Source organism: Microvirga aerilata (genome assembly GCF_016743775.1).
GTDB classification, from domain to species: domain Bacteria; phylum Pseudomonadota; class Alphaproteobacteria; order Rhizobiales; family Beijerinckiaceae; genus Microvirga; species Microvirga aerilata.
In genome coordinates this window covers 1-15,805 of sequence record NZ_JAEQMY010000087.1, presented here as the reverse complement: position 1 = coordinate 15,805, position 15,805 = coordinate 1, and the positions used below count along the sequence as shown (strand labels likewise).

Annotated in this window: 9 protein-coding genes and 2 pseudogenes; 4 read left to right on the top strand and 7 right to left on the bottom strand. The window is 58.6% G+C overall.

Annotated elements, in window-relative coordinates:
* Positions 1 to 300: 300 nt before the first annotated feature.
* The 6 genes and pseudogenes from JKG68_RS26655 to JKG68_RS33840 all read right to left on the bottom strand — a co-directional run.
* A pseudogene (locus JKG68_RS26655) lies at positions 301 to 437 on the bottom strand (integrase core domain-containing protein); the annotation flags it as partial.
* A 445-nt stretch (positions 438 to 882) separates the two neighbouring features.
* Entirely contained in the window at positions 883 to 4,179 is a 3,297-nt protein-coding gene (locus JKG68_RS26650; protein ID WP_202064814.1) for an Ig-like domain-containing protein, read from the bottom strand.
* Positions 4,180 to 4,585: 406 nt separating this feature from the next.
* Complete coding sequence (locus JKG68_RS26645) at positions 4,586 to 5,443, bottom strand: putative bifunctional diguanylate cyclase/phosphodiesterase (protein WP_210346469.1); 858 nt, start codon at positions 5,441 to 5,443, stop codon at positions 4,586 to 4,588.
* Positions 5,444 to 5,467: 24 nt separating this feature from the next.
* Positions 5,468 to 5,521: pseudogene (locus tag JKG68_RS34920) on the bottom strand (hypothetical protein); the annotation flags it as partial.
* A 14-nt stretch (positions 5,522 to 5,535) separates the two neighbouring features.
* Positions 5,536 to 6,939 (bottom strand): diguanylate cyclase domain-containing protein, encoded by a 1,404-nt coding sequence (locus JKG68_RS33845; protein WP_202064804.1) that lies wholly within the window; start codon positions 6,937 to 6,939, stop codon positions 5,536 to 5,538.
* 16 nt (positions 6,940 to 6,955) lie between these two features.
* On the bottom strand, positions 6,956 to 7,348 hold the full coding sequence (locus JKG68_RS33840) for a PepSY domain-containing protein (protein ID WP_202064794.1): 393 nt from the start codon (positions 7,346 to 7,348) through the stop codon (positions 6,956 to 6,958).
* Positions 7,349 to 8,856: 1,508 nt separating this feature from the next.
* On the opposite strand from JKG68_RS33840, the gene JKG68_RS26630 reads away from it, so the two are divergent.
* From JKG68_RS26630 to JKG68_RS26620, 3 genes are all read left to right on the top strand, one after another.
* On the top strand, positions 8,857 to 12,048 hold the full coding sequence (locus JKG68_RS26630; RefSeq protein WP_202064792.1) for an ATP-binding protein: 3,192 nt from the start codon (positions 8,857 to 8,859) through the stop codon (positions 12,046 to 12,048).
* Positions 12,049 to 12,371: 323 nt separating this feature from the next.
* Complete coding sequence (locus JKG68_RS26625; RefSeq protein ID WP_202064790.1) at positions 12,372 to 12,641, top strand: GlsB/YeaQ/YmgE family stress response membrane protein; 270 nt, start codon at positions 12,372 to 12,374, stop codon at positions 12,639 to 12,641.
* 60 nt (positions 12,642 to 12,701) lie between these two features.
* Positions 12,702 to 14,144, top strand: a complete 1,443-nt coding sequence (locus tag JKG68_RS26620; RefSeq protein WP_202064788.1) for an alkaline phosphatase D family protein — start codon at positions 12,702 to 12,704, stop codon at positions 14,142 to 14,144.
* 93 nt (positions 14,145 to 14,237) lie between these two features.
* Here the strand turns inward: JKG68_RS26620 and JKG68_RS26615 are convergent, their stop codons facing one another.
* Positions 14,238 to 14,888, bottom strand: coding sequence for a hypothetical protein (locus JKG68_RS26615; protein WP_202064786.1), 651 nt, complete (start codon positions 14,886 to 14,888; stop codon positions 14,238 to 14,240).
* 737 nt (positions 14,889 to 15,625) lie between these two features.
* Between JKG68_RS26615 and JKG68_RS33025 the strand changes: the two genes are divergently transcribed.
* Positions 15,626 to 15,805, top strand: a 180-nt coding sequence (locus tag JKG68_RS33025) for a hypothetical protein (protein ID WP_210346468.1), incomplete at its 3' end; no start/stop codon positions are given.

The window sequence follows — 15,805 nt, the reverse complement described above, 5'->3', positions numbered from 1 at the left end:
GCGCCTCCGCAAATCGGCGCCAACCAGTGAATCACAAGTCATTGCTCGGATTCAAATTTCACTCGGACAGGCTCTTAGAGCGCATAACAATACCATACCGACTCGGAGGTATTGATAGAGTTTCAAGATCTGGGACGAATACGGAGTAGATTATGTCGAGGGTACAGCATGGAGAGGGTAAACAAAGAGCGCCGACTCCGGTTCACAGCCACTGACCTGACCGGAATTTTGGATCAGGCGCATTGAGAGCTTCCTGCATGATTGCGTATGTGGGTAGTTGGCATGCGATTGCCTCCAGTGTCATAGGGGCGGGCGGCGGTAGCTCAACGATGAGTGAGGCCGCACGCGGTTGTAGTGATCGCGCCAAGCGCCGATTACGACCTGAGCCTCTCTCAGGTGTAGAGGATCTCTAGCTTCAGGCACTCGTCCCTGTGCCGGACAGCTCGCTCTCCTGCCCTGCACGATAGCGGGGCTGAAGACGAGGAGAAATCCTGTGACCATCCACACCCTTGGCATCGACATCGCAAAGAACGTTTTTCAGCTGCATGGCGTCTCCCAAATGTGCGGATTCCGACGCAATCTGGACAGGTGTTCCGATTAGAGGCCGAACACCGTTCCGATCAATCACCGGACACTTTCCCCATTCTGACGACCCGCTGTGTTAGCAACTCGGGCATCACCCTCCTCACGTCAAGTAGGAGAAGGGAATGCTCGCCAAGAAGAAGCTGACCATGAGATAGTCGAGACAGATGCTGCGTCTCTCCCGGGACGATTTAAGCGTGCGCCACATGTGGCCATGCAGCTTGCGTCACGCCCTTTGGCAGAAACGCAAGGCCCGCTCCTGGGCAGCCAGAGCGGGCCTTGCGTTGTCGGTGATCGAGATCAGATGATGAAGAAGTCCTTCTCCGTCATCGCCAGGTTCTTGGACAGCTTGGCAAACGCAGTCTGTGCCTTTGAGCCGGAGCCGTCCGCATCGTAGTACAACATACCTTTCTTGGCATCGTAGATGATGCGGTCGTCCCTCTCGAGAGCCTTGCTGCCAATGTGGAACGCCTCCTCGTCCAGCCAGCCCCGGCCGCCTACCTTCTTGAAGATGGCGTTCTCCAGCCGGATGGTGTCGGGGCCAACGTCGAAGCTTTTGAGCGTGTCCACCTCACCCTTGCCAAGCCGGGTGTTGAACACAAAGGTGTCACGCCCAAAGTTGTCTTCGATCACATCGGCGCCCAGGCCGCCGTAGATCACGTCATCACCGGATCCGGCACTGATGGTATCACGGCCAGCACCGCCGATCACGGTGTCGTTGCCGGTTCCGCTGGCTAGGCTGTCGTCGCCGCTACCCCCGTCGAGCCGGTCCTTGCCCGAGCCTCCATTGAGCGTGTCGCTGCCAGCATCTCCGTACAGGTGATCATTACCTGATGCGCCGTACAGCCGGTCACGACCGTCGCCGCCATAAAGGCTGTCGTTGCCTCCCAAGCCCTGCAGGAGACTGCCTGTGTCCGCGGCCCAGATCTTGTTGGCGGACCCGTTGCCATAGCCAGAGGCTGCGCTGCCCTGGAGAACAAGGTTCTCAACGTACGCTGAAAGAGTGTAGCTCACCGAGCTGTAGACGACATCTGTTCCCGAGGTGTTGGCCTCGATCACTTGGTCGCTGGTCATGTCAACGATGTACATGTCGCTGCCGCTGCCACCGCTCATGACATCCTGCCCGGTGCCGCCGTCGAGGAGGTCATTGCCATCGCCGCCGGAGACAGTGTCATTGCCTTCATCGCCGTAAAGCGAGTCGTTGCCGGAGAGCGAGCCGACATGATCGTCGCCTGCCCCGCCGTGGAGGGTGTCGTCGTCAGCTCCCAGCACGATGTACTGGCTGGCGCTATCGCCATACACCACCTGCGATCCGGCTCCGCCCGTCACCCGCACGCTGCCAATCACAGCCGCAAAGGAAACATCCTGCAACTCGATGTGGCTGCCAGAGGGTAGACCGCGCGTGTCGATTACGAGTGCTGTCATCGGATCGCCAGCAGCGGCTGGGGTGCCGGAGATCACCAACGGCTGACTCGGGACCTTCATGCTGCCCGGAGCAAGCATGGGCACAATAGCCTGCACGATCAGCGGCGTGTCGCCGGACAGACCCTGCAGGAAGCCTGATCCGCCTCCGGTGAGCTGGTTCTGATCGGTTGAGCCGGCAGCGGTGTGCGCCCTGATCTCGCGGATCAGATCCGCAAACGAGGAACCGGCGGCTTTGGGAGCCGGCGATCCAGTCACCTGCAGGCCATATCCTACCGGCAGTTGCGCGGTGAGCAGCCAAGCTCCTGTGCTGGACTTGATCAGCGGAATGTCGGCCAGAGTGGGGTTGCCCTGCTCCTCGAGACGCCCGGGTTCCACGACCGGGATGGTGATCACTTGAGAGATAGTACCATCGCTGTTGGTGATGGTTCCGATCTGCAGATACAGGCCATCCACCGTGCGAGCCACAGGAGCCGTTGGTAAGGAGCTTACTTGTTCTGCTCCGCCCTGCTGGTCGGTGTAGCTGGCCACCACGGTGATGGCTTTGCCAATCATGTCCTGGGTCAGCACCAGAGAGGTGCCGGTGGCACCATCAATGGCCACTTCATCCGCCTGCCACTGGTAGCTGATCGGGCCCAGCCCATCGGCATCAGCCAGGGTATGGCTCACAGAGAGTGTCTCGCCCTCGGAAGCCGTGCCGGTGATGGTGACGCTTCCTGTGGGCGCATCGTTGACGTTGCCCGTGATCGGGGTGGCCGCCGAGGTGACGCGCTCGAGCGTGCCGTGCTGGTCGGTGTAGGCCACCGTGACGGTGATTGCCTTGCCCACCTGAGCTTGGGTGAGAGTGAAGCTCGCACCCGTGGCGCCCTGGATCACCTCCCCGCCTGCCTTCCACTGGTAGGTGATGGCTCCGAGACCATCCTCATCCGCCAGAGTGTGGCCGGCGGTGAGCGTCTGGCCTTCGAGAGGCGTGCCGCTGACCGTCACAGCGCCTGTGGGCGCATCGTTGACGTTGGCCACGGGCAATGTCGCCCCCGAAGCTACACGCTCGGCCGTGCCCTGCTGGTCGGTGTAGTGGGCCACCACCGTGATGGTCTTGCCGACGAGGCTCTGGGTAAGAGCCAGGGACGAACCGGTGGCACCGGCGATGTCCGTCCCGTCCGCCTGCCACTGGTAGGTGACAGTCCCCATGCCATCCGCATCCGCTAGGGTGTGGCTGGCGGCGAGCGTTTCACCTTCGGCCGCCGTGCCGCTGATGCTCACAGCGCCTGTGGGAGCGTCGTTGGTCTTAATAGTTATCCACTTTGATCCGGCGGAGCTAATATTGCCACTTGCGTCCGTTGCGCTGGCGGTGATGCTCCCTCCGTTTTGCGTCAAGGCCATGTAGTCGGCGTCAGTCAGCTCGTAAGACCAAGTGGTGCCGGACACCAGAGCCGTACGGTTAGGACCACCGACGTTAAGAGTAATCGTGCTTCCCTCCTCGGTGCTGCCAGAGAGCGTCACACCGGCTTTCTTCTCTGCGCTGGTGATTACGTCATCGGTCGCAACGACGTTAAAGGTCGGTGCCACTGGAGCCTTGGTGTCGATGGTATAATTGCCGCTGGTGCCACCGCCGCCGATGTTTCCCGCAAGATCACTGTAGCCTCCAGCCTTCACGGTCACGACATTTGCTACATCCTCGATATTTGTTGTCGGCGTGAACGTTGCACTCCAGGTCTTCCCGTAATCGGAGGTGGCTAGGCCGCTAAGCGAACCTCCTTCGACAATTAGGTCCGCAAGATCAAACTGGCTCACCTTCTCTGAGAAGCTGATTGTAGCCGTTGCCCTCTCGCCAACCCTGAGTGCCGTATCACTCAGCGTAACCGACACAACTGTAGGAGCCAAAGTATCGATAAAGAAGGCTGAGTACCAGTTTCCGCCGCTCTTAGTAGTAGTATAAGTCACCTCGCCATCGGGAGACGAGCCGCCGAATGATGACAGATTAGAGGAGAAACTCTCTCCTTCTCCAACATTATACGTTATGTCGGTTGCGCCTGCTTTCCTAAATGTGACTCGGTAGCCACCATCGTCAAAATCTGAGTCGACATCCACAAAACGAACAGACGAAAGCGATGGTATCTCGCTGGCGTTGATGTATTTGTCCGCTGCCGTAAAAGGACGATCATAATCGCTCATTCGAGTATACCCCAGCATTCGCCTCTAAAGCGCGGTATTCTTGTTTAGCTGAACTGTTGGTGCTGGCGAGTGCCCGCTAGCATGTTGGATACTCTCGGCTACATGATCCGAAGCCTCGTTGGCGACTATGATGAAGAAATTAGGTCCAAGATGAGAACCGCACGGCTGGAAGGATGACTCATTAAGCGCCGCGTGAACTATAGTAAATAGTTGAGGGCTCCAACTCTTATCACCGTTGTTCGGTCCCAAGTATCGACTGCGGCAATAATGGGAGCCGAGTTCAGCAGCAGCGGCTCTCCATATCTTTACTGTGGTCGATCGGCACTCGACCCAGGTCGAGTTCACAGGGCTGCAACCCTGACGACCAGCGACCACTCCACTCATAGTACTCGTGGCGCCAATACAGCTACGCTGCCACACGATCTTTATCCCCACTGGATGCAATCAGTTCTGCGATCTTGTATGCGGGAACTGCAGGACTGAAGAAGAACCCCTGTACTTCCGTGCATCCCTGCAGCCGAACGGCCTCAAACTGCTCCATCGTCTCGACCCCCTCCGCAGTCGTGTTCATTCCCAGGCTATGGCTCATCCCTGCAATGGCTTTGATAATAGCAACCGATCCATCTCTGTCTGGCAGGTCTGCAATGAAGGATTGATCGATCTTGATCTTATCGAAGGGAAACTTGCGCAGATAACTCAGCGAAGAGTAGCCGGTACCGAAGTCGTCCATGGAGATACGAACGCCCAAGGCGCGCAGCTGAAGCAATGTTGCCAGCGTTGCCTCTGTATCCTGAAGCACAACTGTCTCTGTGATCTCAAGCTCAAGCCTGTGACCCGGCAGGCCTGCCATCTGAAGAGCCGACGTGACATTGGAGAAGAACGACTGGCTCTTGAACTCCGTCGATGACACGTTGACGGCAACTCGCATGTCACTCGGCCAAGTCACGGCTTCGCTGCAAGCCTGCTTCAGGACCCATGCTCCAATCTGGGCAATCAAACCGATTTCCTCAGCCAGAGGGATGAAGTCAGATGGAGACACCCAGCCCCGCTCAGGATGCTGCCACCGGACTAAAGCTTCGAATCCGCTGATCTTGCTGGACTCAACGGCCACCAAGGGCTGGTAATGAACCTCTAGCTCCTGGTTGATGAAGGCCGCACGAAGATCAAGCTCAAGCATCCGCCTTGCCTGCATCTTTGCATCCATCTCCTCCTCAAAAAAGCGATAGGTTCCACGACCATCGGCTTTGGAGCGGTACAACGCCATGTCCGCCAGCTTCAAAAGCCGATCTGGATCGCCACTATCACTTGGGGCGAGCGCAATTCCTATGCTCGTTTGGACCACCACCTGGTGCCCACTTAGTTCAAACGGGGCATTAAGGCATCAATGATGCGCTGTGAGACGGCGGCTGAGCGTTCCAGCTCCCCTCCCTCAACCAGTACAATGGCAAACTCGTCACCACCAAGGCGAGCGATGACATCGTTATCGGACAAACTTCCCGTAAGCCGCTCAGCCACCGCAATCAGAAGTTCGTCGCCAACAGGGTGGCCAAGTGTGTCATTGATGCTTTTGAAGTTGTCGAGGTCAAGGCAGAGGACGGCAAGTCTCCCAGCATCAGCTTGCATGAGAGCCTTATTCAACTCCTCAAGGAAGCGGACGCGGTTCGGCAAACCTGTGAGGGCATCGTGGTGTGCCAGATGTGCAATCCTAAGCTCAGCTTTGCGGCGCTCCGTTACATCCTCATGGATCGCCATCAGCCCACCTCCAGGCATGGGCTGATCGTGAACTGCAACTACGCGCCCATCCGATAGATCGTGAAGCGTATAGGCAGCACGCTGTTCAGCTACTTGGGCGAGACGTGTCTCGATGAAGTTCGCAATATTCGTCGGATTTGTACCTATGTCTTGCCTATGCTCCAGGATAGATCGCAGCGGAGTGCCGGGTCCTGATTGACCAAGCCGCAAACCGTACATCTTTGCAAATGTGCGGTTGCAGATGACAACTTTCTGCTCATTATCGAAGACAACTAGGCCATGAGGCATATTCTCGACAGCCGCCTTGAACCGAATGTCACGCTCGTACAACTCAGCACCGCGCGAACGGAGTTCGCGTTCCGAGCGCTTGACGAACTGCGCGTGCAGGTAGAGGCAGAGGCACGCAAGAAGAGCAAGTGCGCCCGCAACTGCAAATGTAAAGACAAATGAGCGGCTAACAACCTTAACCTGCTGAAGTGACTTCTCCGTCTTGTCCTCGGCCACGGCAGTCGCAAACAGCTCTACGCGAGTGAGAACATCTCGGAGGAAGAGAGTGTCTTTGAAGATCTTAAGAAAGTGAAAGGTCTTCTCGGTCTCCCCCATCCCATCATTGGCCTGTTCTTGGATTTCTTCCCAGTGGTGTTGGGCCGAGGCTATTCTCTCCTCAAGCTCGGCAAAGTCAGATTGGGTCAGCACCTGCTTTGTGAGCGGCTCTAAATAGCGAAACGCTTCTTGCAGGTCCGCGAGGTGACGGTTTGTCTCCTGAAGGACACTTGCGCGTTCCTCGTGACTTAGTTCAAGTGCGACAGCCGTAAAACTGGCAATACTCTGATCCGATTTGTCGACAATGCCGCGAGCTTGCTTGGCTTGTGAAGCAGCCTGTCTGGCAGCGGTGATGTTGTACTCAAGGTCTGCGATCTCGTAGGAGAAGTACAAGGCTGGTATGACTGCGGCGATGGCCAAGAGGACCAGAGCGGCTATGAGTGGACTTCGCACGACCTGAATCACTCTAAGCACTCCAGACTTACCGAAGTACCGATGTCTTCACCACTTCACCTGTGACAGGATCGAAGTAGACCTCAACGCGCGCGCCGCTCTTGTCGCGGCCGTAAATCTCGTAGCACCTTCCCTTTGTTACTTTGAAGACATCTACTTTGTAGTTTTCGGCAACGATCTTAGCGCGCATCACGTCTGCCTGGATCCACTGCTCTTTCGGTGCATCGGTGCAGCTGGGACCAGCTATCGCGGCAGAGCCCGTGCCACAAAAGATAATGAATGCTAAAGCCCCTATCGAGGAAGCCTTAGTCTGATTGTGTCCGGACGATGGATTTCGTGAAGACTTTTTGAGTTGTACATCTCCAAGGCATTGCACGCCCTGCACACACCTTCTTACTTGCTCTTTGTATGGAGACGGCATGGTAATCCCACCACAGTTGTATCGAAAATTCTCGTACTGCCGCGACGGGCAGGAAAACCACACATGACTTAGTGGTCTTGTGACTTATTCCTGTAGCGCGCTAACGGACTCATCGACATGGATAGCAGACTTGGGGAATGTCGGACTCGCACCGACGTTGCAGGGGCGGCATCATGCCTTTGAGTGATTGCTTATCGCTTTTGACACTCAACCTGCCACTTGGGTCTCGTTGAAGCTTTATGGAATGCCAATCTGCCTAATAGGTCAATCGTCCGACGCTATGTAATCGACCTTTCTTACAAAACATCGTTAATTCTTGTACCGGCGGCATTTGTTGCTCCTTGGATACGTGTCCCGGTGCGTTGCTCCCTGCACCTCACGCGCCTCGGCACCTGCACGCCCAACAACGGGCCGAGCTTAGAAGCTTTCGAAACGACCTTTTTCCTGGATCAGCTTGGCCAGAGTGTGTTCGGAGACGGCTCGGCACGATCTGGCGTTCTCCATCTCAAGTTCTTTAAGCCGCCCAACTGGGTCAGCCTTCGGCCCGCCGCGCACGGATCAGCACATGTGGTACGTGACCTCCGTCGCAGCGATTTGCCATATGACTTCCGCGGCTGTTCGGGGATTATTGAGTCTCCCTACAGATTTGTCCGCCAGCCAGACCTTTCCCTCCGGTCGCCCTTCACCACGCAGGAGTAGATCCAGCTGTCAATCATCGAGAGTGGCTGGCGAATTGGTCTTTACCGCTCCTCTTGATCCGACACGCAGTATCGAGAGGATCTGTGACTTTCGGGCCAATGACGACACGCTGCAGTTAGATAACACTGTCTTCACCGGATTAGGGACGGGGCTCTCAGCGCTGAAACCTGTTCTTCGACGCTGATGGTGGAACTCAGGACAACCCGACGCTCTTTGCGACCCTGATTAGCAGGGCTTGCATCAGAGCAAGTGACCTCTTCTTGATTAAACTCTTAAGCTAGCAAGGATGTTCCGGTCTTTGGCTGCCCTCAACGCCGTAGCGGCAGGATCTGGATCGACGGTTGCAAAGGATGGATTGATCGCCGTCAGGGCACCTCACAAACCGTAAGCTCCTGCCCAAGCCGAGTTTTGCAGATTTTGGGCGGCATAATCCATACCAGAATGCGGACAACATGCCGCAATAGAGCGCCCTCGGGTATTCGAAACCCGCGAACGGTAACTGCCGTCAGTACCTGTAGGAGCAAGATGCGTTAGATGCCGAAGAACCCATTGCAGGGTACGACTTGGACCAACTTACGACTATACTTGGCCTGCATGAAGGTCACGCAATCCGGCAAGTCGTCCAGCCGGGCACCCGGGACGCCCGAGGTGAGCAGGTCCTTAGTGGCGGCACTCCAGATCATCTGGTGGGGCCTTGTTGACAGATGGCTGCTCCCGCGACAGAACCCTTGTGGGGGCGCGGGTAAGATAAAAAAGAGCGTCGTGTTTTGATCCTTTTTGGCTCTGCAGAGCGCCGTCGGCCGTGGCCGTTGCGAGCGCACCTTGTTGTCTTTGCGGCTGCGATTGTTTTACCCATTCTGGCGTTTGCAGGATTCGCCTCGTGGCAATACGCAGATGGTGAACGCAGCCGCCTGGAGCAGGCGGCCCTTGAGGAGGCCCGCGACGTCGCTCAAGCAGTAGATGACGAACTCGGCAATCTGCTCTCCTCCGCTCAGATCCTGGCGCTCACCTCTGCTGTTCGCAATGGACATCTTGAGGAGTTCCACCGTCTAGCTCAGGATATGCAGCAGGCGCTGAGTATCATCGCTGTGCTGCGCAAGCCCGACGGTCAGCAGGTTGCCAGTCCCCTCGCCCCCTTCGGCACCTCGCTGCCGCGCAACCAACTTCCAACAGACCAGGCTGTCCTCTCGTCCAAGCAGCCGCAAGTCACTGACCTCTACACCGGGGCAGTTTCTCGGGTGCCGCTCTTTTCTGTCACGGTGCCCGTCATCCAGGCTGGCGACATCGTCTACCTTCTGAACCTCAGCTTTCCGGTGGAACGCCTGCGCAGCATCATCTTGCGAGAGCAGCCCCCCGAGGACTGGACGGTGGCTGTGGTTGACCGGAGCGGAACCATCATGGCACGCAACAATCGCCATGAGGACTTCGTCGGAAAGCCGGCAACACGCGACCTGCAAGAGAACACGAAAGGACGTTTGGGGAGCTGGAACGGTTTTACCGCTGATGGAAGAGCCGTGTTTGGTGCCTACGCGCGCACGAACCTTTCAGACTGGCGTGTAGCCGTTGGTGTGCAGCGCGGCGATCTCGCGACTCCTCTGCAGCGCTCCCTATGGTGGTTTACGGGCCTGGGAGTGGGGCTTCTTGCCGTCTCTGCCGTTCTTGCATCCCTATTCGGGCAGCGGATCACGGCTCCCATTGAAGCCCTTACGGGCAAGGCCGCAGCCCTGGGCCGCGGCGAGGCCGTTCTGCCTGTCGCAACCACGGTCAGCGAAGTCAAGCAGGTGGGCGAAGCCCTTACAGCAGCCTCAATTAACCTGCGGGGCCGAGAGACAGACCTACGTGAGAGCGAGCAACGCCTGCGCGAAGAAAGCCATACACTCGAAACCCTGAACCGAATGGGCGCTACGGTTGCAAGCGAGCTTGACCTGGAACGAGTCGTACAGATGGTCACCGACGCTGGCGTCGAACTCACGGGAGCGAAATTCGGCGCCTTCTTCTACAACACCGTGAATGAGACCGGCGAGAGCCTGATGCTCTACACGCTGTCCGGCGTCGATCGTTCAGAGTTCGAACGTTATCCTCATCCCCGTGCGACCGCAGTTTTCGCGCCTACCTTCAAAGGCCAAGGGGTCGTCCGCTCCGACGACATCCTGGCCGATCCTCGCTACGGCAAGAATGAGCCGTATCGCGGAATGCCCGAGGGGCACCTGCCGGTTAGGAGCTATCTTGCCGTGCCTGTTGCATCGCGCTCAGGCGAGGTGATTGGCGGATTGTTCTTTGGCCATCCAGAGCCAGGCTGCTTCAACGAGCGCCACGAGCAACTCATCGTCGGCATTGCGGGGCAAGCAGCTATCGCGATCGACAATGCTCGGCTTTACCGGGATGCGCAGCGGGAACTTGAACAAAGGCGGCAGGCAGAGGAAAGCCTGCGCGACTTGAACACCACTCTGGAGCAGCGGATCACGGAGGCTGTTGCCGAGCGCAACATGGTCTGGCGCACCAGCCAGGACCTGTTTGTGATCTGTGGCTTCGATGGCTTCTACCGGAGCCTCAACCCAGCCTGGGCACATGCACTCGGCTACGCTCCCGACGAACTCATCGGCACGCGCTTCGATGCGCTCGTGCACCCAGATGATGTGCCAGCCACCAGGCGCGAGTTCGAGCGTCTCGTTGTTGGTTCCATAATCCGAGACTTCGACTTACGGCTACGCAGCAAAGAAGGAGCCTACCGCTGGTACAGCTGGACCTGCGTTCCTCAAGGTGACGTGTTCTATGCCGCTGGACGCGACATGACTGAGCGGAAACAGCTGGAGGCGCAGCTGCGCCAATCCCAGAAAATGGAGGTCGTGGGACAGCTTACAGGCGGCATTGCTCACGACTTCAACAATCTCCTGACAGTGGTGACGGGCAACCTCGATATGCTTCACCGTAAGGTGGGTACAAGCGGCGACCACCGGCTCATCCGGAACGTTGAGAATGCGCTGGAGGGTGCTCGGCGTGCTGCACAGCTCACCCACCGTCTCCTGGCCTTCTCGCGCCAGTCACCGCTGCAGCCGGAGACGGTAGACATTAACAAGCTGGTTGGCGGGATGTCGGACCTGCTCCAGCGTACTCTGGGTGAGAACATCTCCATTGAGACGGTGATGGCCGGCGGCTTGTGGCGCACAGAAGCTGACCCGAACCAGCTTGAGAATGCCATTCTGAACCTTGCTGTTAATGCTCGCGATGCCATGCCTGAGGGAGGCAAGCTGACGATTGAGACAGCAAACGCTCACCTTGACGAAGCCTACGCAGCCAGCACAAACGGCGAGGTAAAAGTTGGTCAGTATGTGATGGTGAGTGTATCGGACACTGGAGCCGGTATGACGCCTGACGTGCGGGCGAAGGTGTTTGAACCCTTCTTCACAACCAAGCCGGTCGGCAAGGGCACAGGCCTGGGGCTTGCGCAGGTTTATGGGTTCACCAAGCAGTCAGGTGGCCATGTGGCAATCTACTCCGAGGTAGGGCACGGCACGACGGTCAAACTCTACTTCCCGCGCCTTGCACGGGTGCAAGACCGAGTGCAAGTTCTCCAAGGTGATCCTCAGGCAGCGGTGCCAGCCCTTGGAGCAGGCGAGATGATCCTTGTTGTTGAGGACGAGGCGATGGTGCGGGACTTCTCGGTTTCGGCTCTGGAGGACGCAAGCTATCGGGTCCTAACTGCAGGAGATGGACCAACCGCCCTCAGGCTGCTGGAGCAGCATCAAAGTGACATTGCACTCCTGTTCACGGATGTTGTGTTGGCTGGGCCGATGAACGGGCGCAGGATCGCAGATGAGGCGCTGAAGGTCCGACCAGATCTGAAGGTGCTATTTACGACAGGGTACACGCGCAACGCTATTGTTCATCACGGCCGCTTGGATGAGGGTGTTGAGCTTATCACGAAGCCGTTCACGGCCCTGGCGCTAGCCAAACGGGTTCGTGACCTGCTCGATGGGCCGCAGGGAGGTTTAGGAAGCTAGGGGGTAAGATCATCCACTTGCCCGGAGATCGTCTAGGCGAGTGACACACTCCCGCTCAGACACTTGCAGCAAAGTGCCTGATCCGGAGCAGTAAAGGAGGTCAGCTTACCCTATGACTGCGAAAGGTCGGCTTTCGTCTGCGTCGTGCCAGATGGCGACCTTCACCGATTGAGCGGTCCTGGCTTACCTGTGCCGCTTCCGAACCTGACCAAACTTACCGCCTTGGGCTGCCTGCCATTTGCGGGGTGGCAGCGTTCTGGGCTGCAACCCTAGCCGGGCACCCGGGTTGCCCTCTTGGACGATGTCTCTCGGCAGGAGCTCTCATGAGCATCATGTGGATCGTGGCGCTTGGCCTGGTCGCTGGCGTGATCGCCAGGCTTGTGACGCCCGGCCGAAAGGGCCCCTTCGGGTTCATGCTGACCGGCTTGCTTGGCATCATCGGCGCCGTTGCGGCCTCGTATCTGGGGCAAGAGGCAGGCTGGTATCAGGCGCAAGACAGCACCGCGTTGATCGCCGCCGTCTTCGGAGCGGTTGTGTTGCTTCTGATCTGGGGTGTTCTCTTCAGGAGCCGACGTCCAACCTCCTCTATTTGACACCACCAAATCCAGCGGTCTCATCCTTTGTCCGCATCGGGGAGCGCTCAGTAGCGGTTCATGGGTCCTGTTCTCGTCTTTCGCGGCAGCCACTCCGGATTGTGGCATCTCTCCTGCCTGATCATGAGCACTGATCCGGACGAGCCTCCTACGCTCTCAACCGACAGGCATCGCGTGCTGCCCCGTCCGCTCGCTCGGCGCCATCACCACATCCTGTGGCGGTACGACTTTGCCTTCTCAATCGAACAGAACCCATGCGATCGGGAGTACCGTATCGGGGACCAGACTTACCGGGTCCAGGTGCCCGCAGCAGGCGCCTCGCTCCACCTCGCATTCACAGCCTGCAACGGCAGCGAGCGCGATGATGTCTGGACAGACATGAATCAACGCAATGCCATGTGGTTGGATCTGGCGCAGGCGCACACTCGCGCCCCTTTCCATCTCCTGCTCCAGGGCGGCGATCAGCTCTACGCTGACCCCATCTGGCGCAATGTCCCCGCGCTGTCTGCGTGGCGGCGGCTGCCCTCGCGCAAGCGTCGGGAGGTGCCGTTCTCGCCCGAGATGGCAGAGGCCGTTGCGAACTACTACTTCGACAGCTATTGCTCCCTTTGGGGGCAGCCACAGCTTGCTCCCCTTCTCGCCTCCATCCCGTCACTGATGATGTGGGACGACCATGACATCCTCGATGGATGGGGAAGCTACGGGGCAGAATGGATTGACTGCCCTGTGCTTCAGGGCATCTGGTCCGCTGCCCGCGAGCACTTCGCCTTGTTTCAGCTCGCTGCAAGACCGGACGACCTGCCCGAGAGCTTTGCGGCACGAACCGGTGATCACTTCGGCTGGGCTTACCGGGTGGGCGAGATCGGCCTTGTGGCGCCGGACTTGCGCTCTGAGCGCAACCGCGGAAGGGTCATGGGGCCAGCCGGGTGGCAGGCCCTCACGGCGGCACTCGAGAGCCTGGCCGGCTGTCGGCACCTCCTCCTGGTTTCCACCGTGCCATTGGTCAACGCGCACTTGACCTCGCTGGAGCGGCTGTTTGGGTTCATCCCTGGACATCAGTCCTGGCAGGACGATCTGATCGATCAGTGGGTGAGCCTGGCGCATTGGGAGGAGTGGGCGCGGCTCTTGGATGTGCTCCTGAACTTCTCGACTCGGACCGGTACACGAGTAACGTCGCTATCGGGCGAGATCCACCTTGGAGCGCTTGGCGTCATCGAGGGAGCGGGAGCACGCATTCATCAACTGACTTCATCCGGCATTGTTCACCCGCCGCTTGGTCACCTGGCGAGCCGAGTGCTGGAATGGAGCAGCACGAAGGATCTCCGGGTTACGCCTGACATCACAGCGAGAATGCTGCCGCTTCCTGGCTCGAATAGGCGTTATCTTCGGGCGCGGAACTGGCTCGAGCTGAATATGGCAGCCAGCGGGGATCTCCTGGCGACCTGGCGTGCAGAAGGTATGAATTACCCGATACAGCTCTCAATCTCTGCCGGGAGCGTCTGACTCGATTTCAGATAATCTGAAGGCCGCCTCTCTGTCGGCGGCCCTTTTACTTTCCCTCGTAAAGCGGAGCCGTGCGATTGATCAACTGGGCGGCTAGTCGCCGAGCGCTGATGATGTTTTCCGCGTGGAAGACTGCCTACGGCCCTTCCGGCTGTCGCCTGTGCCGCGGTCCTCGTCTAACGAACCGCCGAGGGCGCTGGTCACAACCTCCCCTGCGGCTCCGATGGCTGCCGCTGCGACCTCCAGCGGAGCGGCAACGATCTCGGCACCAAGGCTTCCTGCGGCCGACACAGCATCCCTGCCCTCTTGCGTTTCGCTGCCCTGTCCCTGCTCGCCCTGCGGCTTCTCGAGCACGTTCGCCACCGCCCTGAGGGCCTCCGCCATCACCATGCGAGCCTGCGGGGAGGTGAGCGTTGTTTCAAGGGTCGAAAGCCAGGTCATCGGGTTCAGCATGCTGCCCTGCGAGCGGGATGCGGAGCGGACCTGCGTCGTGGGACGTGACTTCGCCGCGCCTGAGGTTGAACGTGCCCCTGTGCGCGAACCCGCGGAGGAGCGGGATTTCGCGGGAACAGTCTGGGACTTCGTCGCGGATCGGGAGCCGGCCATCGCCTTAGGCTGCGCACGCTTAGAAGCGCCAGCTTGCTTCTTGGCGGCAGGCTGGGAAACAGCCTTCGAGGCTGGCTTCTCCGGCGCCTTCCGGCTCCTGCTGGGTTGTGAAGGTCCATCCTTCTGTTTCGTAGCCATGGTCAATCCTTTGTCTGCTGGGACCGTAAGCCGGTCGTACCGAGGAACAGGGGTCCTCAATCATGACAATGGCAGCGTGGCCGTTTGGTTCTCACGCACAAGCAGTCAAAGACGGCAATCCTGCCGCCGAACCGTTTTGGCCGGTCTGTGATGGGCAGCGGATGGTCCGGATTGGGTCAAACTGGGAAGTTCAGGAATGCCAGGTGAAGGTCTGCTCACGGCGAGAGACCGGACCTTTCAGGCCTCATCATCGGTGGTTCCGCCGCAAATCCACAGATCTAGCCGAAGTGGACGGGACGCAGGCGCGGAGCGACTCACCTCGGCCTTCCAACCCGGAGGTTACTTCGACCTAGGACGCGCTCGAGCCCCGCCCGTCTGAACCGTGTGGCTACCTATTCGCTACCTGGGAGAAAATGGCTTAAAGGGCAGATGCCGGTAACCCTTTGATATTGTTGGTGAGCGCGCTGGGACTCGAACCCAGGACACTCTGATTAAAAGTCATAGCGTCTGCTTATTCGATCGAGTTCCTTTGCAGCATCTCCCAACCGCTCTCACTTGGCTTGGAGGCAGATGCCAAGCTCCTGCGATCATGGGAACCGACAGGGCTTCTCCCTGGCGGCATCAGCGGTCACGTTTGGACAAAACAGATGCAGCGCTGGCTCCTATCAGGGAACAATCCAGTGGCTGAACCATAGTATCCGGAATCCCGATCTCTCCAGTCTGTTGTGTCCAATCCCGTGCGCCCCAAGAAAGCGAAATCGAGCGTCTGCTGGTATGCTCCGCTCCAGCTTCTCCGGACTAGCCAGCAGGTGGCGATCGCAACGGTCTTTGGCCGGCATGCCGACCCGCGGCTTGTCGAGGGGATCACCCGTGATGATGGCAGCCAAAGTGGAGCACAGGGCGCCGCCCCCTTCGGC

Coding starts and splice junctions, on each gene's coding strand:
- JKG68_RS26615 (WP_202064786.1), bottom strand. CDS start 14,888: ATGGCTACGAAACAGAAGGATGGACCTTCACAACCCAGCAGGAGCCGG.
- JKG68_RS33840 (WP_202064794.1), bottom strand. CDS start 7,348: ATGCCGTCTCCATACAAAGAGCAAGTAAGAAGGTGTGTGCAGGGCGTG.
- JKG68_RS26620 (WP_202064788.1), top strand. CDS start 12,702: ATGGGTCCTGTTCTCGTCTTTCGCGGCAGCCACTCCGGATTGTGGCAT.
- JKG68_RS26625 (WP_202064790.1), top strand. CDS start 12,372: ATGAGCATCATGTGGATCGTGGCGCTTGGCCTGGTCGCTGGCGTGATC.
- JKG68_RS26650 (WP_202064814.1), bottom strand. CDS start 4,179: ATGAGCGATTATGATCGTCCTTTTACGGCAGCGGACAAATACATCAAC.
- JKG68_RS26645 (WP_210346469.1), bottom strand. CDS start 5,443: ATGGCGTTGTACCGCTCCAAAGCCGATGGTCGTGGAACCTATCGCTTT.